The organism is Curtobacterium sp. SP.BCo, from assembly GCF_051903265.1.
Taxonomy (GTDB): domain Bacteria; phylum Actinomycetota; class Actinomycetes; order Actinomycetales; family Microbacteriaceae; genus Curtobacterium.
Map to the genome: position 1 here is coordinate 2,657,907 of NZ_CP194337.1, position 25,500 is coordinate 2,683,406.

The following is a 25,500-nucleotide window of genomic DNA, read 5'->3' on the forward strand; positions in this document are numbered from 1 at the left end:
ATCAGGCGTGGGTCAGCGCGATGAGCGCGACGTTCATCGTGCTGTAGAGCCCCTCGGACCGGGTCGCCTGCCGGACGCGACCGCGGAGCACCTCGTAGCGACCGTCGTGCTCGCGCACGAACCCGATCACGCCGCTCGCCGGCGTCGACACGCGGTGGTAGCCGTCCTCGAGTGGGACGACCTCGGTGCTGGTTGTTCGCTCCATTGCTGTTCCCCTGTCTCGTTCGTCGTCGAACGCGCCCCGAGCATACCCCTGACCGGGGGACAACTCCTGACAGGACGGGTGTTCCACGAGGGTTCTCCCCGAGTCTGTCCGGGCGGTGCGCAGCGTGGATAGACTCCGGGCAACAGCGCTCCGTGGCGCGGTTCCGGGGGTGCTCGGGACGTCGACCACGGCGACGGACGGAGGACGGATGCGAGCGGTCCAGGGCGGATCGACCACGGGTGGGACGCGCACGGACAGGGGGACACGGCGACTGCTCGGCCGCATCGTCGCAGCGCTGCTCGCCGTGTTCCTCGTGCTGGCTCCGGCGGCCACCGCACGCGCGACCGCTCCGGTGGACCTCGGCGGCGCCTACGTGCTCGACGACGCGAACGTCCTGAGCTCCTCGCAGCAGTCCGAGATCGAGCGCGCGATCAAGGAGCTCTACGACGAGACCCAGACGCAGCTCTACGTCGTGTTCGTGCCGACGTTCACGGACCCGTCCGAACACGCCGCGTGGGGCGACGCCACGATGCAGCGGAACCAGATCGACACCGACAGCATCGTGCTCTCGATCGCGGTCGACGACCGGATCGCCGACGTCCAGCAGACGAACGAGACGGCGATCTCGTCGAGCGACGCCGAGTCCGCGTACAACGACGACGCGGTGCCCGCCCTGAAGCAGGGCGACTGGGCCGGTGCCGCACTCGCCTTCGCGAACGGACTGGCCGCGACGCAGGCCCCGCCGAACCTGACCTGGCTGTGGATCCTGCTGCTCGTCGTCGTGGTAGTGGCCGTCGTCGCCGTCCTGGTCGTCCGGACCCGCAACAAGCGTCGGACCGCCGCGGCGACCAAGGCGCAGGAGGCCTCGCTCGCCGACCTCGAACGGAACGCCGGCGGGGCCCTCGTCACCATCGACGACGAACTCCGCACCGCCGAGCAGGAGGTCGGCTTCGCCACCGCGCAGTTCGGTGCCGACGCCGCGAAGCCCTTCGCCGACGCCGTCGCGGCAGCCCAGCAGTCCGTGCGCAAGGCCTTCACGTTCCAGCAGCAGCTGGACGACGAGATCCCGGACACCCCGCAGCAGCGCGCCGACTGGGCGAACCAGATCATCGCGATCTGCGAGCAGGCACACGCCTCGATCGAGGAGCAGACCGAGTCGTTCGACGAGCTCCGTTCGCTCGAGGACGGCGTCGACGAGGCCGCCGTGGCGCTCGCCCAGGCCGTCTCGGCCGCCCCGGCGACCGTGAGCGAGGCGGGCGCGGCCCTCGAGCGGGTCCGGTCCTCCTACACCGGGCGCACCCTGGCGACCGTTGCCGACAACGTCGACCAGGCACACCAGGTGCTCGCCTACGCGACCGAGCGGTCGCAGGCGGCCACCGACGCGATCGCCGCGGGCGACAAGGGTGAGGCGGTCATCGCGGTGCGCGACGCCCAGCACGCCCTCGCCCAGGTGCAGCAGCTCACCTCGAGCGCCACGGCCGCCGAGTCGACGTTCCGCGAGGCCACCGCACGCGCCGAGGCGATGCGGGTCGACATCGAGGGCGACGTCGCCGCGGCACGCACCCTCACCACCGGTGGCCCGGACCTCGCCGCCGCGGTGACCCGCGCCGAGACCGTCCTCCGGCAGGGACTCGACCCGAAGGACCCGATCGCCGCGGTCGACGCACTCACGAAGGCGAACACCGAGATCGACCAGGCCATCGCCACGGCACGGGGTGCGGCCGAGCAGCAGCAACGCGCGGCCCGGGCCCTCGACGACGCCCTCCGGGACGCCCGCAACCGCATCAGCCAGGCGCGAGAGTTCATCTCGCTGCACCGCGGCGGGGTCGGGCCCACTGCCCGCACCCGGTTGTCCGAGGCCGAACGCGCCCTGGACGACGCCGTGCAGCTCGCCACGACCGACCCCGGCCAGGCGCTCCAGGCGGCCCGGGCGGCGGAGCAGTACGCCGCCGCCGCGATGGACTCCGCCAACGACGACATGGGCGGCTGGGGCGGCGGCGGGTACGGGGGCGGCGGCGGGAACGGCGCGCAGCTCGGCGGACTCGTGACGGGCATCGTCCTCGGCGGCCTGCTCGGTGGCCGTGGCGGCAGCTTCGGCGGCGGCTCCTTCGGGGGCGGCGGCTTCGGCGGTGGCGGGGGCGGCTTCGGCGGGGGTGGCGGCGGAGGCGGCGGAGGCGGGTTCTCCGGCGGCGGCCGCTTCTGACCCGCAGGTCCACCCACGGCACCACCAGACCAGCAGCACCAGACAGACCTCCAGGAAAGGGAACAGCAATGGCAAAGCAGACGATCTTCGGTCGCATCTCGACCCTCGTCCGGGCGAACATCAACCAGCTCATCGACAACGCGGAAGACCCGCAGAAGATGCTCGACCAGCTCGTGCGGGACTACACGAACAACATCGCGGACGCCAAGACCGCGATCGCGCAGACGATCGGCAACGTGCGCCTGCTCGAGCAGGACCACGAGGAGGACAAGAAGGCCGCGACCGAGTGGGGCCAGAAGGCCGCGAACGCGTCGGTCGCCGCGGACAAGTACCGCGCCGAGGGCAAGACCGCCGAGGCGGACAAGTTCGACAACCTCGCCAAGATCGCCATCGGCAAGCAGATCGCCGCCGAGCAGGAGGTCAAGGACGCCGAGCCGAACCTCGCGTCCCAGAACGAGGCCGTCGACAAGCTCAAGGCCGGGCTCGCGGGCATGGAGCAGAAGCTCGAGGAGCTCCGCTCGAAGCGCGACAACCTCGTCGCCCGCTCCAAGACGGCCGAGGCCCAGTCCAAGGTCAACGACGCGCTCGGGAACATCGACGTGCTCGACCCGACGAGCGACCTCGGCCGCTTCGAGGAGAAGGTCCGTCGCGAAGAGGCGAAGGTGCTCGGTCAGCAGGAGCTGCAGTCGTCGAGCCTCGACTCGCAGTTCGAGTCGCTCGAGGACGTGGGCAAGGACGCCGAGGTCGAGGCACGGCTCGCCGCGCTGAAGTCCGGCGGTTCACCGAGCCTCTGACGCACCCGTGGGCGATGCCGGACCCCACCTGACAGACTGAGACGATGCAGTTCCTCGTGGTCGGTCAGTGGCAGGGTTCGGCGTCGTCCCGTGCGATGCGTCTCGGAGACGGGGCGACGGCCATCGCGGCCGACCTCCCCCGTGCGTCGACCACCGTGGTCGACGTCCCCACCGGCGCAGGAGACCGGCTCGAGACCGCCGTCGCCCGGTACACCTCGGTGCTCGCGGTCGCCGACCGGGTGGCCGAGGAGACCGGTGTGGCGAGCGAGCCCGTCCTCGTCGTGGGCGGCGACGGCGCGAGCGTGCTCGGCGCGACGGTCGGTCTCGACCCGAGCACCGCCTTCGTGCGGATCGCGGGGTCGAGCGGCTTCCGGGCACTGAACCGTGCGCAACCGGTCGCCGCCGAGACGGCGGTGCTCCGGATCCTCGTCGACCGACCGGACGACCTCTTCCCCGCCCTCCCGACGATCCCCGCGAGCTCGATCGTCGTCGCCGGGGTCCGCGGCGTCGAGGACGCCGAGCAGCACGCGCTCGAGCGGGCCGGCATCGTGCACCTCGACGTCGACGCCGCGACCCCCGACGCGATCGCCGCCGCGGTGGACGCCACCCGGGCCGACGCCGTGTTCGTGCACGTCGACCTCGACGTCCTGGACCCGTCCGAGGTCGACGGGTTGCTCGAACCCGTGCCCTTCGGCCTCGACGGCGCCGGGCTCGTCGAACGCATCCAGGCAGCCACGCGCGGGCGACGACTCGCCGGCGCCGCGCTCACCGGGTTCGCGCCGGTCGACCCGGACCGAGCGGTCGACGACCTCGGCGTGATCCTCCGCGCCGTCGGTGCACTGACCAGCGCCTCCCGGACCGCCTGACCGACGAGTCCGGGGGACGCACCCCGCCCGGCGCCGTCCATGCCGCCGCGCGTACGCTCGGCCGCATGACGGACTACGACCTCATCGTGATCGGCGCCGGCGCTGTCGGCGAGAACGTGGCGGACTACGCCAAGAAGCGCGGCCTCTCGGTCGCGATCGTGGAGGCCGAACTCGTCGGCGGGGAGTGCTCGTACTGGGCCTGCATGCCGTCGAAGGCGCTCCTGCGCAGTGGACACGCCCTCGCGGCGGCCAAGCGGCTCGACGGTGCGGAGCAGGCCGTCACGGGCGACCTCGACGCGGCACACGTCCTCGCCCGCCGCAACTCGTTCACCTCGGACTGGAAGGACGACGGGCAGGTGTCCTGGCTCGAGTCCGCTGACATCGACCTCATCCGCGGACACGCCCGGATCACCGGCGAGAAGACCCTCGAGGTCGACGGGACGACCTACACCGCCGCCGCCGGGATCGCCGTGGTCACGGGTTCGTTGCACGCCCTCCCCGACGTCCCCGGTCTGGCGGACGCGAAGCCCTGGGGCACCCGCGAGGGCACGAGCGCCCAGCAGGTCCCCGAGAGCCTGCTCGTGATCGGCGGCGGCGTCGCCGGGTCCGAGCTCGCGACCGCGTGGGCGTCCCTCGGCGCGAAGGTGACGCTCGTCGCCCGGCACGGACTCCTCGGCGGCATGGAGCCCTTCGCGGGCGAGCTCGTCGCCGACGCACTCCGCGAACTCGGCGTCGACGTCCGCACCGGCGTGAACCCGACGCGCGTCGACCGCGACGAGCACGGCCTCGTCACGACCACCCTCGACGACGGCACCACCGTGGTCACGAGCGAGGTCCTCGCCGCCACCGGCCGCACCGCCCACACGAAGGACCTCGGGCTCGAGTCCGTCGGACTGACCCCGGGCGACTGGCTGCAGGTCGACGACACGATGCTCGTCCAGGGCACCGACTGGCTCTACGCCGTCGGCGACGCCAACCACCGCGCCCTCCTCACGCACCAAGGCAAGTACCAGGCCCGTGCCGCCGGCGAGGCGATCGCGGCACGCCACCAGGGCACCCCGCTGCACACCGAGCCGTGGGGTGCGCACGTCGCCACGGCCGACCACGCCGCGGTGCCGCAGGTGACGTTCACCGACCCGGAGGTCGCGAGCGTCGGCCTCACCGAGGCCAAGGCCCGCGAGCAGGGCCTGAACATCCGCGCCGTCGAGTACGAACTCGGCAACGTCGCGGGTGCGTCGCTGCAGGCCGACGGGTACACCGGTCGGGCGAAGATGGTCGTCGACGAGGACCGCGGCGTCGTGGTCGGCGTCACGTTCGTCGGGCAGGACGTCGCCGAGATGCTGCACGCGGCGACGATCGCCGTCGTCGGCGAGGTGCCGATCGACCGGCTCTGGCACGCCGTCCCGGCCTACCCGACGATGAACGAGGTCTGGCTGCGCCTGCTCGAGACGTACGGACGCCCGGAGTAGCGGTGCGGAACCCCTTCCTCGACTCCCCCGTGTCCCGGGCGGGGTGGGCGTTCGCGACCGCGGTCGGTCTCGCCGTCGGCGTGCCGCTGTCCACCGGGAGGGTGCGCGTCGTCGACGGCCTGGTCGTCTGCTCGGGGCTGCCGCGCTGGGTGTTCCGGCGCGGCGGGACCTGCGTCGGATCGGTCTACCTGACACGGGACAACGACGGCGACCGGGTGCTCCGGCACGAGCGGGTGCACGTCGACCAGTGGCGGCGGTACGGCATGCTCATGCCGGTCGTGTACGCCCTGGCCGGACGGGATCCGCTGCGGAACCGGTTCGAGATCGAGGCGGGCCTGGAGGACGGCAACTACCGCTGACCCGGGACGTCGAGATCGCGTTCCGTGCCGGTCCCCCGCGCGCGCCGGGCGCCGGAGTGCGATCTCGGCGGAGCCGGACGGCGTCGGGCGGAGCCGGACGGAGCCGGGTGGCGCCGGGCGTCAGGCGGCGCTTCGCCGTGGGATGACGAGGGGCGTGCCCGTCTCCGGATCGGGAACGACCACGCACGGCAGCCCGAAGACGTCCTCGACGAGGTCGGCCGTCAGGACCGAGGCCGGCGGCCCCGCGGCGACGATCGACCCGCTGCGCATCGCGATCACGTGCGTGGCGTACCGTGCGGCCTGGTTGAGGTCGTGCAGGACCGCGACCACCGTCCGCCCCGCGGCGTGCAGGGCAGAGGCGAGCTCGAGCACGTCGTACTGGTGTGCGATGTCGAGGAACGTGGTGGGCTCGTCGAGCAGGACGATGTCGGTCTCCTGCGCGAGCACCATCGCGATCCACACGCGCTGCCGCTGCCCGCCGGACAGCTCGTCCACGCTGCGGTCAGCGAGCGAGACGGTCGACGTCTGCTCGAGCGCGGCCTGCACGGCGACCCGGTCCGACCCGGATGACGGGTGCAGCAGGCCCTGGTGCGGGAACCGTCCGCGGGACACCAGGTCCCGCACGGTGATGCCGTCCGGCGCGATCGGTGTCTGCGGGAGCATGCCGATCCGACGTGCGACGGCCTTCGGGTGCATCGACGAGATCGGCGCCCCGTCGAGGTACACCGTGCCCGCACTCGGCCGGAGCGTCCGGGCGAAGGACTTCAGCAACGTCGACTTGCCGCAGGCGTTCGGACCGACGATGACGGTGAGCTCACCGTCCGGGACGTCGACGTCGAGTCCGTCAACCACGACGCGGTCGTCGTAGGCCAGCGTCAGGCCGCGGGCCCCGAGCGCCGTGCCCGGGACCGGGGTGACACCGCTCACTGCTCGGCCTTGCCGTGCCGCCAGTACCCCATGAACGCGACCTGCTCGCGGTCCAGGCCGACGCCCCGCACGAGGTGCCGACGGAGTTCCTTGACGCAACCGGCCTCGCCCGCGATCCACGCGTAGACCGGGCGGGGCGCCTCCGAGGACGGGATGTCCCACAGCACCTGCTCGTCGACGTCCACGTCCGCCAGTGCCTGGCCGTCCCCGCACGCCGGGCCCGCGGCGATCGCCGAGGCCCACGCGTGCACCTGGTCGGTCATCCGGACGCCGTGCGAGGCACCGTTCCGGGCGATCCAGCGCACCTCGACCCCGGCGGGTGCGGACACGGGCAGCCGGTCGGCGTCGGTGGGCACCTCGATGAAGACGTGCCCGACGGTGGAGACGTCCAGGGCCTCGAGGATGGCGCAGATGGCCGGCGCGGCGGTCTCGTCGCCGGCGAGCAGGATGCGGTTCGCGGCACCCGGGTCGAACTCGGCGGCACCGGTCGGGAGCTCCGCGGGCGATTCGGGCACGGCGGGTCCGACGATCCGGAGCTCCTCGCCGACGCGGCAGGAGGTGACCCAGCGCGACGCCGGTCCGGTGTCGCCGTGGGCGACGAAGTCGATGTCGAGCTCGCGGGCGTCCGGCCGGAACGAGCGGACCGTGTAGGTGCGCAGCGGGTTCCGGACCGCGTCCGGCAGGGCACGCCAGGCGGCGTACCAGTCCTCACCGTCGGGCAGGTCGGTGAACCCGTGGCCGGGGATCGGCAGCACGACCTTGATCCGCTGGTCGAGCCCCACGGCGGAGAACTCGGCGAGGGCGTCGCCCGTCAGGGTCACCCGGACGAAACTCGGGGTGAGCGACGTGACGGCGGCCACGCGGACGGAGAAGACACGGTACCGGGCTGCCACGCCTCCGAGTATGGCATGCCTTACCTAACGCGACCAGAGTCCGGGACGGTGCGAGGATCGACCCCGTGCCCGATGCCGACGACGAATTCGCAGACCTGGCCGACCTCGCCGACGCGAGCGGCGTGGCGGCGCCGCTGAACGCCTCCAGGCAGGTGGTCCGCACCGCGGACGGACGGGAGATCGCGGCCATCCGCTGGGACGCGGGCCGGGAGGCGCGGATCACCTACCTGCACGGGCTCGGCATCGACGCGCACAGCTTCGACCAGACCGCGCTCGCCGTCGGCGAGCCGGCGGTCGCCCTCGACCTGCCGGGGCACGGCCGGTCGGGCTGGCGCGACGACGCCGACTACGGCGCGGACGTGACCGCCCCCGACGTGCTCGCCGCCCTCGACGCGCTCGAGGTGCCGCCCGGCCTCGTCGTCGGGCACTCGCTCGGCGCGATCCTCGCGGCCCGGCTCGCCGCCCTCGCTCCCGGACGCGTGACGGGGCTCGTGCTCGTCGACATGTCCCCCGACTTCGCGCAGCGCGCCGTCGACCGGATCGCCCGCGCGCTCGAGGCCGAGGAGCCGTTCACCTCGCTCGAGGAGGTCGTCGACCGGGCGGTCGAGGCCCGGGTCGGCGACGACCGCGACGTCCTCCGCCGCGAAGCCCGGCACACCACCCGGCTCGGCGCGGACGGCCGGTTGGTCCGCCGTCACCACTTCCCGCACCTGCCCGCAGGCCGGACGTCCTCGGTGGGCCGGTTCGCCGACGCCTGGCCGGACCTGGAAGCCCTCGACGTCCCGGTCCTGCTCGTCCGCGGCGACCGTGGCTACGTCTCGCCGAAGCTGCACGCGCAGTTCGCCGAACGCCTGCCCGACGCCTCGATCGTCACCGTCGAGGCGCGCCACGCGGTCCAGAACCAGGCACCACTCGAACTGGCCACGGCGATCCGGGCATGGGCGGAAGGTAACGGTTTGTTGCACCGGATCGAAGAACCGTCGCCGGACGACACCGGCCGCCGCTAACCTCGTCCAAGCGCGCGCGACGACCGTCGCCTCCACGCCGGAAGGAACCCACAACCCATGAGTCCGCTCCCCGCCCGTCTCGGCCGTGCAGCCCTGGCCGCCACCGCGGTCGCCGTCGCCTCGGCCCTCGTGCTCACCGGCTGCTCCGGATCGTCGACCGAGAAGGGTGGCACGGACGCCACCGTCCGCGTCGGCCTCGTGCTCGAACCGACGAGCCTCGACATCCGCACCCAGGCGGGCGCTGCGCTCGACCAGGTGCTCATCGACAACGTGTACCAGGGGCTCGTCGGCCGCACGGCGGACGGCGACGTCCACGACGTGTTGGCGTCGAAGCACGAGGTCTCGTCCGACGGGCTGACCTACACCTTCACGCTCCGGTCGGGCACCACGTTCCAGGACGGCAAGGACGTCACCGCGGCCGACGTCGTCTGGTCGCTGCAGCAGGTCAAGTCGAACGCGTCCTACGTCGACTCCGCCCAGCTCGCGAACGTCTCCTCGATCACCTCGCCGTCGTCGGACACGGTCGTCCTGCAGCTCGCGAAGCCGGACTCCGACCTGCTCTGGAACCTCACCGGGCGCGCCGGCCTCGTGCTCGAGAAGGCCTCGAGCAACGACCTGTCCGACAGCGCCAACGGCACCGGTCCCTACAAGGTGTCCAGCTGGAAGCAGGGCGACTCGCTGACGTTCGCACGCAACGCGGACTACTGGGGCACGAAGGCGAAGGTCGCGAAGGTCGTCTTCCGCTACATCACGCAGCCGTCGACCGCGATCAACGCGATGGCGAACGGCGACCTCGACGTGCAGACCGCCGTCGACGGCACGCTCAAGAGCCAGCTGCAGAACAGCTCCGACATCACGCTGCACACCGGCAAGACGACCGACAAGTACACGCTGGCGTTCAACGACGCGAAGGCGCCGTTCACCGACGAGAAGGTCCGCAAGGCGATCCGGCAGGCGATCGACACGAAGGCGATCATCAAGGCGATCGGCGGCACGGGCGTGCACCAGGGCGGCCCGATCCCCGAGCTCGACCCCGGCTACCAGGACCTGACCGACATCGACGCGTACGACCCCGCCAACGCGAAGAAGCTCCTGTCCGAGGCCGGTGCGACGAACCTCAAGCTGACCCTCACCTACGCGAACGTCTACTCGGCGACGATCGGCGACGTCCTGAAGTCGCAGCTCGCCGACGTCGGCATCACCCTGACCGTCAAGCGGGTCGACTTCGCCACCTGGCTGTCGCAGGTCTTCGAGAAGAAGGACTTCGACCTGTCGATGGTGAACCACGTCGAGTCCCGCGACTTCGGCAACTGGGCGAACCCGGACTACTACTTCGGGTACGACAACCCCGAGGTGCAGTCCCTGTACGCCGACTCGGTCGCCGCGACGAACGAGGCCGACAAGGTCGCCGACCTGCAGAAGGCGGCGAAGATCGTCAGCGAGGACGCGGCCGGCGAGTGGCTCTACACGGCCACGTCGATCACCGCGGTGCGGAAGGGCGTCACGGGGTTCCCGTACGACGGCACGAACTCGCGGCTCGACCTGTCGAAGCTCGCGGTCAAGTGACACCTGACCCCGGCCGGGTGCCCGGAGCACCGGACTCGTGACCCGGTTCCTGGTCGGGCGGCTGCTGCTGCTCGTCGTCGGCCTGCTCGTGGCGAGCATCATCATCTTCGCCACGCTGCGGGTGCTGCCCGGCGACGTCGCGCAGATCGTCGCCGGTACCCAGGCATCCCCGGCGCAGGTCGCGGAGCTCCGGCAGCAGCTCGGCCTCGACCGTCCCGTGGTGGTGCAGTACCTCGACTGGATCGGCGGCGTGTTCCGCGGTGACCTCGGCCGGTCGCTCGTCACCGACGGACCGGTCGCGCCGGAGATCGCGCAGAAGCTGTCGGTGACGCTGCCGCTCGCCGGGATGTCCCTGGTGGCCGCGCTCGTCATCGGCGTCCCGCTCGGCGTCCTCGCCGCGGTGCTCCGGCGTCGCGCGGGCGGCGCGGTCATCGCGTTCGTGGCACAGGCCGTCGCCGCGGTCCCGATCGTCTGGGCCGGCATGCTGCTCGTCGCGCTGTTCGCGGTGACCCTGCACTGGCTGCCGACGCAGGGCTTCCCGCTCGACGGGTGGGACGAACCCGGACGGGCGTTCTCGTCGCTCGTGCTGCCGGCGCTGACGATCGGCGCGGTCGAGGGCGCGGTGATCCTGCGGTTCACCCGCTCGGCGACGCTCTCGGTGCTCGACGCCGACCACGTCCGGACGGCGGCGGCGATCGGACTGACCCGGAACCGGGCGCTCCTGACGCACGGGCTGCCGTCCGTCGCCCTCACGGTGCTGGCCGTGCTCGGCGTGCAGATCGCCGGGCTCCTCGTCGGGGCCGTCGTCGTCGAGCAGCTGTTCTCGCTCCCGGGTGTCGGCCGCATGCTCGTCACCGACGTCGGCCGCCGCGACATCACGAAGGTGCAGTCCGAGCTCCTCGTGCTCACGGGTCTCGTGCTGCTCGTCGGCTTCGCGGTCGACGTCGTGCACCGCACCCTCGACCCACGGCAACGCGAGGTGTCCGAGTGATCCGCCGTCTCCTCGCCCGACCCACCGGCGTGTTCGCCGTGGTCGTCCTCGGGCTGCTCGTCGTCCTCGCCGTGGTGTCGCTGTTCTGGACCCCGCAGGACCCGTTCCGCACCGACCCGTTCCACCAGTGGGAGGCACCGGGTCCGGCGCACTGGTTCGGCACCGACGCCTCCGGCCGGGACATCGCGAGCTACCTGCTCGCGGGTACCCGGACGACGGTGCTCGTCGCCGTCGGATCCGGGGTGATCGCGAGCGTCGTCGGCATCGTCCTCACCGCGATCGGGTCGCTCACCGCGCGCTGGGTCCGCGAGGGCACGGCCGTCCTGCTCGACATCCTGGTGGCCTTCCCGACGCTCTTGACCGCGATGCTCCTCACCGCGATCGCCGGCGGGTCCCTCGGCGTCGTGATCGTCAGCGTCGGCCTGTCCTTCGGCGTGACGATCGCACGGGTGGCCCGTGGGGAGATCCGCCGCATCGCCCGCAGCGACTACGTGACGGCGGCACGGGCGTCGGGCGTGGGCGGTGCCGGGGTGCTGTTCCGCCACCTGGTGCCGAACGCAGCGCCGCTGTTCACCGTGCAGCTCTCCCTCGCGATGGCGACGGCGGTCCTCGCCGAGGCCGGTCTGTCGTACCTGGGCTACGGCGCCGGGTCGAACACGGCGTCGTGGGGCAGCATGCTGTCCGACCTGCAGACCTACATCGGCGTGCACCCGTGGAGTGCGACCTGGCCCGGCGCCGCGATCGCCCTCGTCGTCGCGGCGCTCTCCCTGCTCGGCGACGCGGTGCGGGACGCGACCGACCCGCGACTCACGACGAGCGACCGCACGGCAGGCGACCGCGCGGCCGGCGACCAGGCAGCGGGTGACCGGACATCGGACGACCCGGCAGCGACCGACCGACCGGGCGCCACCGACGACCCGTCCACCAGCACGACCGGGGTGACCGCATGACCGAAGCGACCGGACCCGCGCCGACCGCCGCCGCCGGCCTCGAGGTGCGTGGTCTGACGGTCCGCATCGACCGCCGGACGATCCTCGACGACGTGACGTTCACCGTGCCTCCAGGCCGTCGCGTGGGCGTGATCGGCGCGAGCGGATCCGGGAAGTCGATGACCTCGCTCGCCCTGATGGGACTGGAGCCCGCCGGCGCGGAGGTGTCCGGGAGCATCCGGCTGGACGGCACCGAACTCGTCGGACTGTCCGACCGGGAGCGTGCGCGACACCGTGGGTCCGGGATCGCGATGGTCTTCCAGGAGCCCGGCACCGCCCTCGACCCGCTACGCCGCGTGGGCGCGCAGATCGCCGAACCACTGCGCCTGCACCGCGGCCTGGACCGCCGCGCGGCGGTTCGTGCCGCCACCGCCTTGGCGGCGAACGTCGGACTGCCCGACCCGGAGACCCTCCTGCGGCAGTACCCGCACCAGCTGTCCGGTGGACAACGGCAGCGGATCTGCATCGCGATGGCGATGGCGGGCGAGCCGTCCTACCTGGTGGCGGACGAACCGACGACCGCGCTCGACGTCACGACCGAGGCCCGCATCCTCGAGCTGTTCGAGGGGTTGACCGCCGGGATGGTGTTCGTGACGCACGACCTGGCCGTGCTCGCACGGATCGCCGACACCGCCGTGGTGCTCGACGCCGGCCGGGTCGTCGAGCAGGCTCCGGTGGCGCAGCTCCTCGCCGCGCCGCAGCACCCCGCGACGGCCGCCCTCGTCGACGCCGCCCGTGCGACCGCCCGTCGCGTCCGCCCGGAAGGAGGCACCGCATGACCGCCGTCCTCGAGGGCCTCGGCCTGCACCGCACGTACCGGCTCCCCCGCCGCGGACCGTTCGAACCGGGCCCGGTGCGGACCGCCGTGGACGGCGTCGACCTGACGGTCGCCGCCGGCGCCCGCCTCGGGATCGTCGGGGAGTCCGGATCGGGCAAGTCCACGCTGGTGCGGCTGCTCGCCGGCCTGGAGGCACCTTCCGCCGGCACCGTGACCGCGTCCGGTCGTCCCGTGGTGGCGTCCGGCACCGCGGGCGCGATGCGCTGGTTCCGACGCGAGGCCGGCGTGGTGTTCCAGGATCCCTACGCCTCGCTCGACCCCCGGATGCGCGTCGGGGCGATCGTCGCGGAGCCGCTGCGGGCCCTGCGGATCGACGGGTCGCACGCTGCGCGCGTCCGGGAGGTGCTGGAGCGCGTCGACCTGCCCGCCGACGTGGTCGACCGGTACCCGCACGAGTTCTCCGGCGGGCAGCGGCAGCGGATCGCGATCGCCCGGGCCGTCGTGCACTCGCCGCGGATCCTGTTCGGGGACGAGCCGATGAGCGCCCTCGACGTGGTCGTCCGTGCCCGCGTGATCGAGCTGTTCCGCTCGCTCGCGGACGACCTCGGGCTGACGCTCGTGCTGGTGTCGCACGACATCGGCGTGGTGCAGCGCCTGTGCGACACCGTGGCGGTGATGTCGGCCGGGCGGGTCGTCGAGCACGGTCCGGTGTCCCTGCTCGACGCGCCGCAGCACCCGGTGACGCGGGCCCTGGTGGAGGCGGCGCCGACGCTGCCGTAGGCCGGCGGGCGAGCGGCCCGTCGCACGCGTTCTCCGACACGGCACCAGTCGATCGACACGTGCTTCGTCGGAGGATGTGCGTGCATCGGATGCCCGCGCATGGATCGACACCGCACCAGTCGATCGACGCGTGCAACGTCGGTTGATGCGCGCCGCTCCCCGCCCGCGTCAGCCGCTCACCACATCGGCGGGTGGCGCCGCTGCCACCGCAGCCGCCGCTCGAGCTGCGCCCCGATGGCGAGCAGCACCCGCTCCCCACCGGGCCGTCCGATGAGCTGCACCCCCATCGGCAGCCCCGCACCGTCCGGGTGTCCCGCCTCGGTGACACCGACCGGCAGCGTGATCGCCGGCAGGCCCGCCACGTTCGCCATCGATGTCCACGGCGAGTACGCGCACTGGCGTCGGAAGTCCTCCTCCGGGTCGTCCCCGTACCACCCGATCGGACGCGGGGTGAGCGCGAGTGTCGGGGTGAGCACGGCGTCGAACCGGCCGAACGCCCCGATCAGCGCGGCGGAGAACGTGTCGAGGGCGGTCATCGCGTCGAGGACCTGCGTCCCGGTGAGCGCCTGCCCCCGGGCGACCAGCCACGACACCAGCGGGGTGAGCGCCGACAGGTCGATCCCGGGCACCATCGGCAGCCGTGCCGCCGAGCTCTCCCACGCGACCCGGAACGCGGTCGCGTACGGCACCCGCGGCATCGCGACGTCCTCGACGCCGTGTCCGACCTCGCCGAGCACCCGCACCGCCGTCTCGACCGCGGCCCGGGCAGCGGGATCGACCACGACGTCGACGGTGTCGTCCCAGGGCGACCCGTCCAGCAGCCCGACGACGAACCGTCCTTCGCCGCGGACGGCCGCCGCGGTGAAGGGTCCGTCGCCGACGTCGGGCGTCACCAGGGCGTACGGCTGCGGTGGCAGCACGCCGGTCGGGGCGACCAGGGCGTCGAGCAGCATGCCGGCGTCCGCGACGTTCCGAGTGAGTGGTCCTGCGACCGACAGGCCGCCGACGCCGGAGCGCCCGGGCATCGACGGCACCCGGCCCCGGCTCGGCTTCAGTCCGACCAGGCCGTTCGCGGCCGCGGGGATCCGCACCGATCCTCCGCCGTCCGAACCGACCGCGGCCGGCAGCAGCCCCGCGGCGACGGCGACCGCGGCACCGCTCGAGGACCCACCCGGGGCCCGCGTGGTGTCGTACGGGTTCCGGGTCACACCGAACCGCGTCTCGGACGACGAGGACATGCCGAACTCGGGGCTGGTCGTCTTGCCGAGGCTGATCGTGCCCGCCGCGTCGAGGGCGGCGACGAGCGGGTGGTCGGCGCCGGCGGGCCGCTCCGGCAGTGCGGTCGAACCGCTCCGCGTGGGGACCCCGGCGCGGTCGTACAGGTCCTTGTCGGCGGACGGCAGGCCCCACAGCGGCCTGGACGTCGGCACCCGGTCGCCGAGGTGCTCCGCCCGGTCCCGTGCCGCATCGGCCGTGACGGTCACGAAGGCACCGAGGCCGGGGTCGAGCCGGGCGATGCGGTCCAGGTAGTGGTCGGTCACCTCGAGGGCGGTCGCCTCGCCCCGTCGGATCCAGTCCCAGAGTTCCTGCGCCGACAGGTGGTGGAGTTCGAACACGGTTCCCGAGCCTAGCCACGGCGTGCATCCTTCGGAGGAACCCCGACGAGTGCCTCCGTTCGCCGGTCGTCCCGCACCACGGACGTTCCTAGCGTCGAGGGCATGACGATCACCACCGAAGACCGGAACACCACCGGCACCGCCCGTCGGGCGCAGCAGGGGGTGCGCGGGGTCATCGCCCGGCACCCGCTCGCCGCGTTCGCCACCCTCGCGCTCGGCCTCAGCTGGCTCGCGTGGATCCCGTACATCCTGTCGCCGCACGGCCTGGGGGTCTGGGACCTGCACTTCCCGGAGTTCCTCGGCACGGCGCAGTTCACCGGTGTCCTGCCCGGAGCGCTCCTCGGTCCGCTCGGCGGAGCGTTCCTGGTGACGGCGATCACGGACGGCCGACCGGGGCTCCGACGCTGGGTCGGTCGGCTGTGGCGGTGGCGGGTCGCCTGGTACTGGTACGCGCTGGCCCTCGTCGGCGTCCCCGCGCTGATCGTCGCCACCGGGCTGCCCTTCGCGGGCGGTCAGGTGCAGGCCCCGTCGCTGCTCGCACTCGTCGCACTCGTGCCCGGGCTCGTCGTGCAGCTCGTCAGCACCGGGCTGTCCGAGGAGCCGGGCTGGCGCGACTTCGCCCTGCCCCGGTTGCAGGAGCGGTTCGGGCCGCTCGGTGCCGCGGCCGTCCTCGGCCCGCTCTGGGCGCTCTGGCACATGCCGCTGTACCTCAGCGACTGGGGTGGCTGGCCGGACGCGCACTGGACGGAGCCGCTCGTGTTCGCCCTGTTCACGATCACGTTCAACGTCGTCATCACGTGGGTGTTCAACCGCACCGGTGAGAGCCTGCCCGTGGTGATGCTCCTGCACGTCGGCGTCAACAACACGATCTCCACGTTGTGGGCGGACATGTACCCGGGGATGACGGCCGGCACGATGATGCACGGGTTGGCCATCGTCTCGACCGTGGCGGCCGTGGTGCTCCTCGTCGCGACGCGTGGGCGCCTGGGGTACCCGCGACTCGTAGGATCGGACGATGGCACCCGCTGACGCGCGCTCCCGGCGCACCGACGTCCTCGTCGCCGCCGGGACCGCGGTCTTGTCGCTCGGCCTGCTGCTCGGCCTGCCGCCGCTCGACGCGGCCGACCCGGACTCGACGGGGATCCGCTTCCCCGAGGTCGGGGCCGCACCCTGGACGGTCCTCGCCGTCGTCCTCCTGGCCCAGTCCGCGGTGCTCCTCGCCGCGCGTCGTGCACCTCGGGTGACGCTCGTCGTCGTCGCGGCGCTCCCGGTCGTCCTCGCCGCGGTCAGCTCGAGCACGCTGTTCGGGCTCACCGCGCTGCCGGTCGTGGTCGCGGTCGTCCTGGCAGCCCTCCGGCTGCCGCTCCCCCGGCTCTGGCCGACGGTGGCCGTGGGCGCCGTGCTGGTCGCCGTCGGCACGGCGATCGACTGGGGCGTCGGGTACGGCGCGTTCCGGGCCTCGTTCGCACAGGGGCTGCTCGGGTCCCTGGGCCAGGGCGTCCTGCAGGCGGTCGGCGCGGTCGGGCTGCCGCTCGTCGTCACGCTGATCGTCCGGTCCCGCCGCGAGCTCCGCACCGCGCGGCAGGACGAGGCCGCTGCGCGGGACGCCGAAGCAGCGGCCCGGACCGCCGAAGCGGACGCCCGCACCGCGGAGGCGGACGCGCACGTCGAGGCCGCGCTCTCCCGAGAGCGTGCCGCGATGGCCCGGGAACTCCACGACATCGCCGCCCACCACCTGTCCGGGATCGCCCTGATGTCGGCCGTCGTGGACCGCCAGATCGACACCGACCCGGAACGTGCCCACGAGGGCGTGCGCCAGGTGCGGGAGCAGAGCACCGCCGTGCTCGAGGACCTCCGCCGTCTGGTCGGGCTGCTGCGCGACGACGCCCCCTCCGAACGCGCCGTCGAGACGGTCGTCGGGATCGTCGACCTCGTCGAGGCTGCCCGGATCCGTTCCGCCGTCGACCTGGTCGTCGTGCCGGGCGACGAGCCGCTCGCGGACGGCATCGGTCCGCTCTCGCAGCTCGTCGCCTACCGCACCGTCCAGGAGTCCCTCGCCAACGTCGCCCTGCACGCCGCCGGCGCGGCCTGCACGGTCACCGTCGACGACGGCGATCCCGCGCACCTGACGGTGCGCGTCGAGAACGCTGCGCCCACCGCGCCGTCCGTCGGGAGCAGCCCGGCGGGTGGGAACGGACTCCGTGGCATGCGCGAGCGGGCAGAACTGGTCGGGGCGCGCCTCCAGGTCGGTCCCACCGGTCCGGGTGGGTGGCTGGTCGAGCTGACGCTGGGCCGGGAGGCGCGCCCCGCGTCCGCCCCGTCGGCCGCCGGTGACGAGGTGGCCGGGTGATCCGCGTCCTGGTGGCGGACGACCAGCCGCTGGTCCGCGCCGGTGTCTCCGCACTGTTGTCGGCGGAACCGGACATCGAGGTCGTCGGTGTCGCCGCAGACGGCGGCGAAGCGCTGGAACTCGCGCGGCGCACCCGACCCGACGTCGCGTGCCTGGACATCCGGATGCCGGTACGGAACGGCATCGAGGTGGCGCGGGAGCTCTGCGCGCCCGGTGCCGACCCGGCGGTGCCGGTGCTGATGCTGACGACGTTCGACATGGACGACCTGGTGTTCGGCGCCCTCGAGGCCGGCGCGTCCGGGTTCCTGCTGAAGGACGCGGAGCCGGACGTCATCGTCGGTGCCGTCCGGCAGGTCGCCGCCGGCAACGGCACCATCGACCAGGCGCTGACCCGCCGGGTGCTGCGCGAGTTCGTGTCGCGCCGCAGCCTGCAGCCCGTGTCCGGGGACCGCGCCGACGACGTGCTGACAGCACGCGAACGGGACGTCCTGCTGCTCCTCGCCGAGGGGATGTCGAACGAGGAGATCGCTGCGGCGCTCGTCGTCGAGGTCTCCACGGTGAAGTCCCACCTCGCGCGGATGCTCCCGAAGCTCGGGGTCCGGTCGCGGCTGCAGGCCGTGGTGTGGGCGTACCAGAACCGCATCGTGCGGGTGCCGGACGGGCCCTGACCGGTCAGCGGCGGCGGTACCGGACGTGTGTCGTCAGCGGTGAGTGCAGGACCTCGACCGGCTCGAAGTCGAACGCCTCGGCGCCGTCCTCGAAGATCCGCTCCCCGGACCCGAGCAGCACCGGGGCGATGTCGAGCGTGAGTTCGTCGACGACCCCCGCGGCGAGCGCCTGTCGGACCGTCGAGGCACCGCCGGCGATGTCGACCCCGTCGTCGCCGGCTGCCGCGACGGCCTGCGCGTAGGCGGCGTCGAAGCCCTCGGTCACGAAGTGGAAGGTCGTGCCCTGGAGCGCGATCGGGTCGTGTGCGTGGTGGGTGAGGACGAAGACCGGTGCGTGGTACGGCGGCTCCTCGCCCCACCAGCCGCGCCAGTCCTCGTCCCACGCGCCGCGGACGGGTCCGAACATGTTGCGGCCCATCACGTACGCACCCCGTGGCCGCATCAGCCACCCGGCAGCGGTGCGGTCCGCTTCGCCGACGTCGGCGCCGGGCAGGTGCCAGGTGTGCAGCTCGCCGCCGCGTCGGCCGAGCGGCTGGTCGCGGCGCTGGTCGGGCCCGGCGACGAACCCGTCGAGGGAGATCGACATGTGGCAGGTGGTGTCGGCCATCGCGGGGTGCTCCTTCGTCTGGTCAGGCGGCGAGGTGTGCGGCGAGCACGTCGCGCACGGTCGTCCAGTCCTGGTCACCGTACCGGTCGTTCGCCACGTGGTGCAGTGCCGCTTCGCCGCTGAACATGCTGACGAAGTACTGCATGCCCTGCCAGGCGGGGAACGATTCGTCGTCGCCGGCCCTCGAGAGGCGGCGTCCCACGCGGGCCATCGCGGAGAGCGTGCCGGCGGTGCCCGCCCACTGCAGCCGGAAGGGTGTGCCGGTCAGCTGCGACATGGTGTCGGCGATGCCGCGCGCGGTGACCCGGTCCCCCACGACCTCGACGACCCGCGGTGCTGCAGGGTCGAGTGCGACGTGCGCCGTGGTGCGGGCGACGTCGTCCTTGGTGGTGAAGTCGAGCACCTGGTCGGCGGAGGACCAGTACAGGACCCGCTGCCGGTCGAACAGGACGAGCGGCGCCTGTCCGGTGAGCATGTCCGTGAACGCGCCGTTCAGCACCGAGGTCGCCCGGATCGGTGCGGCGTCGAGGGTGGCGGCGAACTCGCGGCGGAGTTCGAAGTTCCGGTTCGTCCCCGGGGTGATGGACCGGTAGTCGGCGGCGTAGTCGGACGGGACGAACCGCGCGACGCCGGCGTCCACGGCGGCGGCGAGCAGGGCGCGCTGGGCGTCGACGATGACGGTACGGGTGCCGCTCACCGCGGACACGACGACGTCCACCCCGGCGAGCGCCGACGTCAGCGCGCCGTGGTCGGTGTAGTCGGCGGTGACAACGTCGACGCCCTGCTCGGCAGCGAGCCGGCCGGCGGCGGACGTACTGCTGCCGGTGCCCCGGGTGAGGACGAGGACGCGGGTGTCGTGGGTGCGGAGAGCGCGGACGATGCGTCCCCCGAGGTCCCCGGTGGCGCCGGCGACGAGGACGGTCGTGGTCACGCCTGCTCGACGTCCGAGAACAGGCCGGTGAAGGTCGCTCCGGTGGCGCCGAGCTGCCCGAAGAGCGCGCCGGCCTCCTCGCCGGCGACCGCGGCGGACGCGTCGTCGTACGAGTCGAAGTACAGGTCGAGGGTGCGGTGTGCCGGGGTGGGCGTGCCGTCCTCCTTCGGCCAGACCTTCCCGGCCTCGAGGCGACGCAGCTCGGGGAGCGCGGCGGCCGCGGCCTGGAGTGCGGGGTAGGCCTCCTCGAAGGCAGCCGGGTCGGACGGGTTGTCGATGATGAGGGTGATCTTGGTCGTCATGGGTCCCACTATCCGCTCGGCCGGTCCGTCGGGTGCCAGCGAGGCGGCTGCGCGCCGCGTGCCGTGGGCGGGGCGGGGCGGCCGGGCGGGGCGGGGCGGGGCGGGGCGGCCGGGAGGCGCGGGGCGGGCCCGCACCGCGCCTCCCGTCCGGCGGCGGATCACCTCGACGGCGCGACCCGCGTCAGCGGAGCCGGCCCGCGGTGAACGGCAGCGGTCCGGTGCGGTACTCGAGGACGTCCTGGTCGGCGACGGTGCGCTCGGCCGCGCCGAAGCGCCAGACGCGGTTGTACAGGTACACGCCGATGACCGTCCCGCCGTCGTCGGGGACCGCCCACGTGCCGATCCCCCACTGCGCGGGGTGCCCGATGCCGTCGATCGTGACGGTCGGACGCGCGAACCAGGTCAGGGCGGGACGGGTGATCCGGAGTTCCACGCGGCGCTTCGTCGTGCCGGAGGGCTGTGCTGCTTCCACTGCCGCAGGATACGGGAGCGGCGTGCCGGAGTCGGCGGTTACGGTGGTCGGGTGACGACGATCGACCTGAACAGCGACCTCGGCGAGGGCTTCGGCGTCTGGAGCGCCGGCGACGACCAGGCGGTGCTCGACGTCGTGTCGTCCGCGAACATCGCGTGCGGTGCGCACGCGGGCGACCCCGTGATCATGCTCGCGACGGCCCGCGCCGCGGCCGCGCGCGGCGTGGCGGTCGGAGCGCACGTGGCCTACCGCGACCTCGCCGGGTTCGGCCGCCGACCGGTGCACGTGTCGCCCGACGAGCTGTACGCCGACGTCGTCCACCAGATCGGCGCGCTCGTCGCCGCGGCCCACGTCGCCGGCACCGCGGTCACGTACGTGAAGCCGCACGGTGCCCTGTACAACACGGCGTGCGCGGACCCGGAGCAGGCGTCGGCGGTGGTCCGTGCGGTCGCCGACGTCGACCCGTCGCTGGCGGTGCTCGCCCTGCCCGGCTCCGAGCTGTTGCGCGCTGCCGAGGCACACGGGCTGCGCGCCGTCGCCGAGGCCTTCGCCGACCGTGCCTACGAACCGGACGGCTCGCTCGTGTCGCGGAGCACCCCGGGGGCGGTGCTGCACGACCCGGCCGCGGTCGCCGACCGTGTGCTCCGCATCGTGACCGAGGGGGTGGCCACGGCCGTGGACGGATCGGACGTGCCGGTGCGCGCCGAGTCGGTCTGCGTCCACGGCGACTCCCCGGGTGCGGTCGCGATGGCGCGGGCGATCCGGGAGCTGCTCACGTCGCGCGACGTGACGATCGCGCCGTTCGCGCCGTGACACTGGACGCGCGGGCGGCGGGTGTGGGCGCGGTCCTCGTGACCTTCGACACGCTCGCAGCCGTCGTGGCCTTCCACGGCGCACTCACCCGCGCCGCGCTGCCGGGCGTCACCGAGGTCGTGTCCGGCGCGCGGACCCTGCTGGTCCGGTTCGATCCCCGACACACCGACCTCCCGCGGATCCAGCGCGCCCTCGACGCCGTCGTCCCGGTCGCGCTGCACGATCGTCCGACCGACGACACGGTCGTCGTCCCCGTGACGTACGACGGCGCCGACCTCGACGCCGTCGCCGCTGCCGCCGCCATGCGCCCCGACGAGCTCGTCGCGTGGCACACGGGGCAGGTCTGGACGAGTGCGTTCTGCGGGTTCGCCCCGGGCTTCAGCTACCTCACCGGCAGTGCGCCGTCGCTCGACGTGCCACGCCGAGCCACCGCCCGCACGTCGGTGCCGGCCGGAGCCGTCGCACTCGCCGGCGAGTTCAGCGCCGTCTACCCGCTCACCTCGCCGGGCGGCTGGCAGCTCATCGGCCGCACCGACACTCCGATGTGGTCACCCGACCGGGAGCCCCCGGCGCTCGCACCGGCCGGCACCCGGATCCGGTTCGTCGAGGTAGGGCGAGCGTGAGCGCGCCCACGGTCGGTCCCGGTGCGGGGGCGGTCACGGTCGTGCGGGTCGGCCCGGGGACGTCGACGCAGGACCTCGGTCGCCCCGGCTTCAGCGACGTCGGCCTCGGCGCGTCCGGCGCCGCCGACCGCGGTGCCGCCGCACTCGCCAACCGGATGGTGGGCAACCGCCCCGACGCAGCCGTCCTGGAGGCACTCCTCGGCTCCGTCACGCTCCGCCCCGACGCCCACGTGGTCGTCGCCACCACCGGTGCGCCGTGCCCCGTGGAGGTCGCGTCCGCCGACGGCCGGGTCCGCGGGGCGGCCCCGTACGAGGTCCTGATGCTCCGGCCCGGTGACGAACTGCGCCTCGGTGTGCCGGTGGCGGGGCTGCGGACGTACGTCGCCGTGCGGGGCGGGTTCGCGGTCGAACCCGTGCTCGGCAGTCGGTCGTGGGACTCCCTCGCGCACCTCGGGCCGCCCCCGGTGACGGTGGGTGACGTCCTGCCGATCGGGGACGCCGCCGCTGCCTGGCCGGTGGTGGACGCCGTCGCTCCCCCGCTGTCCGTCGGTTCGGCGCTGTCCGTCGGTCAGGCGCTGTCCGTCGGTCAGGTGCTCGACGTCCTGGCCGGGCCCCGCGACGACTGGTTCCTGCCGTCCTGGCGCGGGCTATTGACCGGCCAGGAGCACCGGGTGACCCAGGACAGCGACCGCGTCGGGGTCCGGACCACCGCAGCGCACCCGCTCGTCCGGGCCGTCTCACGGGAGCTCCCGAGCGAGGGCGTCGAGACCGGGTCGCTGCAGGTCCCGCCGGACGGGCACCCCGTCCTGTTCCTCGCCGACCACCCCGTGACCGGCGGGTACCCCGTCGTCGCCGTCCTCACCCCGGCGTCCGTCGACCGTGCCGCGCAGCTCCGGCCGGGCGACGCCGTGCGGTTCCGGATCGTCGGCTGAGGACCTCGGTACGGTGGCCCGCGTGACGGACTTCTTCATCGCCGGGAGCTGGCGCGGTCGACGAGCGGTCCTCGACGTCGTCGACGGACTCGAGGGCGCGGGCGCCTCGACCTACAGCTTCGTCCGCGCGGAGTACGACGAGGACGCATCGCGCTTCGCGGTCCCCGGCGGCGCGGACGACGCGGCACTCGACGACGAGGGGATCCGGAAGCTCTTCGAGCAGGACCTCGCAGCGCTCCGCGGAGCACGCGACTTCGTCCTCGTGCTCCCCGCCGGTGCCGCGGCACACATCGAGGCGGGCATCGCGTTCGGACTCGGGAAGCGGTGCTGGGCGGTGGGGCCCGTTGACCGGTCGGAGACGCTCTACCGGGTCTTCGAGGCGATGGCTGCCGATCCGCCGACGCTGCTCGGGCTGCTCGCCGCATCCGGGGTCATCCGGTAGCCCGCTGCCCGCCACCGCTCAACGGGCGTACCGCGGATCCGCCGCCGGGTCGTACTGCTGGGACCCCCAGGTGCCCTCGTCCGCCCCGGGAGGTGCCGGGTGCTCGCCCTGCCAGGTCGCGTCGACCGCGTCGAACTCGGAAGCGATGCACCAGTCGAGTGCGTACGCGTCCGATGCCGCGTACGCCACGAAGAGCGACGACGTCGGGATGCGCCCGAGCGACTCGCCCCGCGCCGTCATGCAGCCCTGGAACCGGTCGAACGCCGCGAGGTACTCGCTCCGCGTGACGATGCCGTCGTCCATCGCCTCGTCCTGCGCGGCGCTCGCCTCGGGCATCGGCGGTGTCCGCAACCACCCGTACGACAGCGTCCACCCGAGGTCCCGGTCGGCGGCGATGCGGATCTGCCGGCCGGCGATTTCCTTCGCCGAGTAGGTATTCGACGCGGTCGAACCTGCTTCGCACGGCCCGGTCCCCCAGACCTTGCCGGAACGCCATTCCGACAGCGTGCCGCTGGTGCGGCACGTGGCGACCCAGCGGAACGTGTCCGCCCCAGACGGCGCTCGACCGACCGTGATCGTCTCCTCCGCCGACCCGACCCGACCGACCGGGGTCCCGACGACCTCCTGGTACGGCGACCCGGCGCCACCGATGACGATCGCCGCACGGTTCTGCGCGGCGATCGCTGCGGGGTCCGGGTTCGCCGCGGCCGTGATCGCGCCACCGGCAGCCGCGCCGCCGAGCACGCACACCACCGCGCCGGCGATCGTCGGCAGCCGCCAGCGACGCCGTCGTCGTGGCGTCTGCGCCACCGTGTCGACCAGCAGCGCACGGACCGCGGCGTCGCGGTCGTTCGCCTTCGTGGGGTTGCTCATGATCGGACTCCGTTCCGCTCGACGGCGGTCGTGGTGATGGTGGCTGTCGTGAGGTGCGCGGCCAGCCGCGCGCGTGCCCGGGAGAGTCGCGACTTCACCGTCCCGGGTGCGATGCCGAGCGTCGCGGCGATCTCCTGCTCGCTGTAGCCCTCCAGGACCGACAGCGTCAGGATCTCCTGGTCGTTCCGGCCCAGCTGTCGGAGTGCCCGGACCGCCTCGCCGTCGTCGTGGCGCTCGGCGTGGTCCGGGACGTGCTCGGGAGGCGGCAACCGGTCGAGCGCCGCCCGGTAGCGCCTGGCCGCCCGGGTCTGGTTCCGGGCGACGTTGGTCGCCGTGACGAGCAGCCACGGCAGCATCGACCCGTCGACGAGTCGGACCCGCGCACGGTTCCGCCAGGTCTCCAGGAACACGATCGCGACGGAGTCCGCCGCGTCGGTGTCCGCCGGCACGAGGCGCATGCAGTGCCGCTGCACGCGGTGTCGGTGCCGGTCGAACACCCGGCCGAACGCCTCACCGTCACCCTCGAGCGCCATCGCCCAGTCCCCGCTGTCCGGTTCGTCCCTCATACCCTGCAGTGTCCGCGGGCCCCCGATCGGTTCCACCGGTGCCCGATCACTCGAACATCTCGGCGAGGGCGGCGTGGGGATCGCCCGCGAACGCGTGTGCCGACGGCCGCTGCGGCCAGTGCACCGTGGCGTCGTCCGACCAGCACGGCACCACGTGGACGTGCAGGTGGCGGACGCTCTGCCCTGCGTCCGCGCCGGAGGCCTGCAGCAGCACCGTCCCGGTCGCGCCCAGGGCTCCCCGCATCGCGCGTGCGACCCGCTGCGCGAGCGCGAACGTCGCGGCCAACCCGACCGGACCGGCGCTGAGCAGGTCGGCCGTGTGCTCCGCAGGGACCACGAGCGTGTGCCCCGGAGCGAGCGCCGAGTCCGGGAGCGGCGCGAAGGCGACGGCGTGCTCCTCGCGCTCGACCCACGTGGCGGGTGCCTCACCGGCGATGATGCGGCAGAAGGTGCACGGTTCCATCCCGGCATTCTCCCC

The 25,500-nt window shown here is 73.4% G+C and carries 29 protein-coding genes; 18 read left to right on the forward strand and 11 right to left on the reverse strand.

Annotated elements, in window-relative coordinates; genetic code table 11:
* Position 1 precedes the first annotated feature (1 nt).
* A complete protein-coding gene (locus tag ACRQ4B_RS12610) occupies positions 2-205 on the reverse strand; it encodes a hypothetical protein (RefSeq protein ID WP_022905704.1) in 204 nt (67 codons plus the stop codon).
* A 208-nt stretch (positions 206-413) separates the two neighbouring features.
* Between ACRQ4B_RS12610 and ACRQ4B_RS12615 the strand changes: the two genes are divergently transcribed.
* From ACRQ4B_RS12615 to ACRQ4B_RS12635, 5 genes are all read left to right on the forward strand, one after another.
* The gene (locus ACRQ4B_RS12615; protein WP_439691763.1) at positions 414-2,408 is read left to right on the forward strand and encodes a TPM domain-containing protein; all 1,995 of its coding nucleotides are present in this window, start codon (positions 414-416) and stop codon (positions 2,406-2,408) included.
* Positions 2,409-2,476: 68 nt separating this feature from the next.
* Positions 2,477-3,202, forward strand: coding sequence for a PspA/IM30 family protein (locus ACRQ4B_RS12620; protein WP_439691764.1), 726 nt, complete (start codon positions 2,477-2,479; stop codon positions 3,200-3,202).
* A 44-nt stretch (positions 3,203-3,246) separates the two neighbouring features.
* A complete protein-coding gene (locus ACRQ4B_RS12625; protein WP_439691765.1) occupies positions 3,247-4,068 on the forward strand; it encodes an arginase family protein in 822 nt (273 codons plus the stop codon).
* A 65-nt stretch (positions 4,069-4,133) separates the two neighbouring features.
* The gene (locus ACRQ4B_RS12630) at positions 4,134-5,537 is read left to right on the forward strand and encodes a dihydrolipoyl dehydrogenase family protein (protein WP_439691766.1); all 1,404 of its coding nucleotides are present in this window, start codon (positions 4,134-4,136) and stop codon (positions 5,535-5,537) included.
* Between the two features lie 2 nt (positions 5,538-5,539).
* Positions 5,540-5,896 carry a Fe-S oxidoreductase gene (locus ACRQ4B_RS12635; protein ID WP_439691767.1) on the forward strand — a complete coding sequence of 119 codons (357 nt, stop codon included), beginning with the start codon at positions 5,540-5,542 and terminating at the stop codon, positions 5,894-5,896.
* Positions 5,897-6,016: 120 nt separating this feature from the next.
* On the opposite strand, the gene ACRQ4B_RS12640 is transcribed toward ACRQ4B_RS12635, so the two are convergent.
* Together ACRQ4B_RS12640 and ACRQ4B_RS12645 are read right to left on the reverse strand one after the other, a co-directional pair.
* Entirely contained in the window at positions 6,017-6,823 is an 807-nt protein-coding gene (locus ACRQ4B_RS12640) for an ABC transporter ATP-binding protein (protein WP_439691768.1), read from the reverse strand.
* A complete protein-coding gene (locus tag ACRQ4B_RS12645) occupies positions 6,820-7,716 on the reverse strand; it encodes a siderophore-interacting protein (protein WP_439691769.1) in 897 nt (298 codons plus the stop codon). Before ACRQ4B_RS12645 ends, ACRQ4B_RS12640 begins: the two co-directional genes overlap by 4 nt.
* Positions 7,717-7,781: 65 nt before the next feature.
* Here ACRQ4B_RS12645 and ACRQ4B_RS12650 point away from each other — a divergent pair, with 65 nt between their 5' ends.
* Genes ACRQ4B_RS12650 through ACRQ4B_RS12675 form a run of 6 tightly spaced genes read left to right on the forward strand, consistent with a single transcriptional unit; the run spans position 7,782 to position 13,827 of the window.
* On the forward strand, positions 7,782-8,723 hold the full coding sequence (locus tag ACRQ4B_RS12650) for an alpha/beta fold hydrolase (protein ID WP_439691770.1): 942 nt from the start codon (positions 7,782-7,784) through the stop codon (positions 8,721-8,723).
* A gap of 57 nt (positions 8,724-8,780) precedes the next feature.
* Positions 8,781-10,289, forward strand: coding sequence for an ABC transporter substrate-binding protein (locus ACRQ4B_RS12655; RefSeq protein ID WP_439691771.1), 1,509 nt, complete (start codon positions 8,781-8,783; stop codon positions 10,287-10,289).
* Positions 10,290-10,326: 37 nt separating this feature from the next.
* Positions 10,327-11,280, forward strand: a complete 954-nt coding sequence (locus ACRQ4B_RS12660) for an ABC transporter permease (RefSeq protein WP_439691772.1) — start codon at positions 10,327-10,329, stop codon at positions 11,278-11,280.
* Positions 11,277-12,230 (forward strand): ABC transporter permease, encoded by a 954-nt coding sequence (locus ACRQ4B_RS12665; RefSeq protein WP_439691773.1) that lies wholly within the window; start codon positions 11,277-11,279, stop codon positions 12,228-12,230. Before ACRQ4B_RS12660 ends, ACRQ4B_RS12665 begins: the two co-directional genes overlap by 4 nt.
* Positions 12,227-13,048, forward strand: coding sequence for an ABC transporter ATP-binding protein (locus ACRQ4B_RS12670; protein ID WP_439691774.1), 822 nt, complete (start codon positions 12,227-12,229; stop codon positions 13,046-13,048). The genes ACRQ4B_RS12665 and ACRQ4B_RS12670 overlap by 4 nt, the downstream gene beginning before the upstream one ends.
* Positions 13,045-13,827, forward strand: a complete 783-nt coding sequence (locus ACRQ4B_RS12675; protein ID WP_439691775.1) for an ABC transporter ATP-binding protein — start codon at positions 13,045-13,047, stop codon at positions 13,825-13,827. Before ACRQ4B_RS12670 ends, ACRQ4B_RS12675 begins: the two co-directional genes overlap by 4 nt.
* 176 nt (positions 13,828-14,003) lie before the next feature.
* Here ACRQ4B_RS12675 and ACRQ4B_RS12680 read toward each other — a convergent pair whose 3' ends face one another.
* Complete coding sequence (locus ACRQ4B_RS12680) at positions 14,004-15,443, reverse strand: amidase (protein ID WP_439691776.1); 1,440 nt, start codon at positions 15,441-15,443, stop codon at positions 14,004-14,006.
* 102 nt (positions 15,444-15,545) lie between these two features.
* Here ACRQ4B_RS12680 and ACRQ4B_RS12685 point away from each other — a divergent pair, with 102 nt between their 5' ends.
* Genes ACRQ4B_RS12685 through ACRQ4B_RS12695 form a run of 3 tightly spaced genes read left to right on the forward strand, consistent with a single transcriptional unit; the run spans position 15,546 to position 18,461 of the window.
* Positions 15,546-16,472: a CPBP family glutamic-type intramembrane protease gene (locus ACRQ4B_RS12685; RefSeq protein WP_439691777.1), complete on the forward strand. Its 927-nt coding sequence runs from the start codon at positions 15,546-15,548 to the stop codon at positions 16,470-16,472.
* Positions 16,459-17,793 carry a sensor histidine kinase gene (locus ACRQ4B_RS12690; RefSeq protein WP_439691778.1) on the forward strand — a complete coding sequence of 445 codons (1,335 nt, stop codon included), beginning with the start codon at positions 16,459-16,461 and terminating at the stop codon, positions 17,791-17,793. The genes ACRQ4B_RS12685 and ACRQ4B_RS12690 overlap by 14 nt, the downstream gene beginning before the upstream one ends.
* The gene (locus ACRQ4B_RS12695; RefSeq protein WP_439691779.1) at positions 17,790-18,461 is read left to right on the forward strand and encodes a response regulator; all 672 of its coding nucleotides are present in this window, start codon (positions 17,790-17,792) and stop codon (positions 18,459-18,461) included. Before ACRQ4B_RS12690 ends, ACRQ4B_RS12695 begins: the two co-directional genes overlap by 4 nt.
* A 4-nt stretch (positions 18,462-18,465) precedes the next feature.
* Here the strand turns inward: ACRQ4B_RS12695 and ACRQ4B_RS12700 are convergent, their stop codons facing one another.
* From ACRQ4B_RS12700 to ACRQ4B_RS12715, 4 genes are all read right to left on the reverse strand, one after another.
* Positions 18,466-19,068: a dihydrofolate reductase family protein gene (locus ACRQ4B_RS12700; RefSeq protein ID WP_439691780.1), complete on the reverse strand. Its 603-nt coding sequence runs from the start codon at positions 19,066-19,068 to the stop codon at positions 18,466-18,468.
* A gap of 22 nt (positions 19,069-19,090) precedes the next feature.
* A complete protein-coding gene (locus ACRQ4B_RS12705; protein ID WP_439691781.1) occupies positions 19,091-19,999 on the reverse strand; it encodes an NmrA family NAD(P)-binding protein in 909 nt (302 codons plus the stop codon).
* Positions 19,996-20,301, reverse strand: a complete 306-nt coding sequence (locus tag ACRQ4B_RS12710) for an EthD family reductase (RefSeq protein ID WP_439691782.1) — start codon at positions 20,299-20,301, stop codon at positions 19,996-19,998. Before ACRQ4B_RS12710 ends, ACRQ4B_RS12705 begins: the two co-directional genes overlap by 4 nt.
* A gap of 181 nt (positions 20,302-20,482) precedes the next feature.
* The gene (locus tag ACRQ4B_RS12715; RefSeq protein ID WP_439691783.1) at positions 20,483-20,773 is read right to left on the reverse strand and encodes a hypothetical protein; all 291 of its coding nucleotides are present in this window, start codon (positions 20,771-20,773) and stop codon (positions 20,483-20,485) included.
* 51 nt (positions 20,774-20,824) lie between these two features.
* On the opposite strand from ACRQ4B_RS12715, the gene ACRQ4B_RS12720 reads away from it, so the two are divergent.
* The 4 genes from ACRQ4B_RS12720 to ACRQ4B_RS12735 are packed head-to-tail and all read left to right on the forward strand — an operon-like array spanning position 20,825 to position 23,583.
* Positions 20,825-21,586 carry a LamB/YcsF family protein gene (locus tag ACRQ4B_RS12720; protein ID WP_439691784.1) on the forward strand — a complete coding sequence of 254 codons (762 nt, stop codon included), beginning with the start codon at positions 20,825-20,827 and terminating at the stop codon, positions 21,584-21,586.
* Entirely contained in the window at positions 21,583-22,209 is a 627-nt protein-coding gene (locus ACRQ4B_RS12725) for a 5-oxoprolinase subunit B family protein (RefSeq protein ID WP_439691785.1), read from the forward strand. Before ACRQ4B_RS12720 ends, ACRQ4B_RS12725 begins: the two co-directional genes overlap by 4 nt.
* Positions 22,206-23,141 carry a biotin-dependent carboxyltransferase family protein gene (locus ACRQ4B_RS12730; protein WP_439691786.1) on the forward strand — a complete coding sequence of 312 codons (936 nt, stop codon included), beginning with the start codon at positions 22,206-22,208 and terminating at the stop codon, positions 23,139-23,141. The genes ACRQ4B_RS12725 and ACRQ4B_RS12730 overlap by 4 nt, the downstream gene beginning before the upstream one ends.
* A 22-nt stretch (positions 23,142-23,163) precedes the next feature.
* A complete protein-coding gene (locus ACRQ4B_RS12735) occupies positions 23,164-23,583 on the forward strand; it encodes a hypothetical protein (RefSeq protein ID WP_439691787.1) in 420 nt (139 codons plus the stop codon).
* A gap of 18 nt (positions 23,584-23,601) precedes the next feature.
* Here ACRQ4B_RS12735 and ACRQ4B_RS12740 read toward each other — a convergent pair whose 3' ends face one another.
* From ACRQ4B_RS12740 to ACRQ4B_RS12750, 3 genes are read right to left on the reverse strand one after another with little or no spacing between them, the layout of a single operon-like run.
* Positions 23,602-24,456 carry a hypothetical protein gene (locus tag ACRQ4B_RS12740; RefSeq protein ID WP_439691788.1) on the reverse strand — a complete coding sequence of 285 codons (855 nt, stop codon included), beginning with the start codon at positions 24,454-24,456 and terminating at the stop codon, positions 23,602-23,604.
* Positions 24,453-25,022 carry an RNA polymerase sigma factor gene (locus tag ACRQ4B_RS12745; protein ID WP_439691789.1) on the reverse strand — a complete coding sequence of 190 codons (570 nt, stop codon included), beginning with the start codon at positions 25,020-25,022 and terminating at the stop codon, positions 24,453-24,455. The genes ACRQ4B_RS12740 and ACRQ4B_RS12745 overlap by 4 nt, the downstream gene beginning before the upstream one ends.
* A 46-nt stretch (positions 25,023-25,068) precedes the next feature.
* A complete protein-coding gene (locus ACRQ4B_RS12750; protein WP_439691790.1) occupies positions 25,069-25,485 on the reverse strand; it encodes an HIT family protein in 417 nt (138 codons plus the stop codon).
* Positions 25,486-25,500 lie beyond the last annotated feature (15 nt).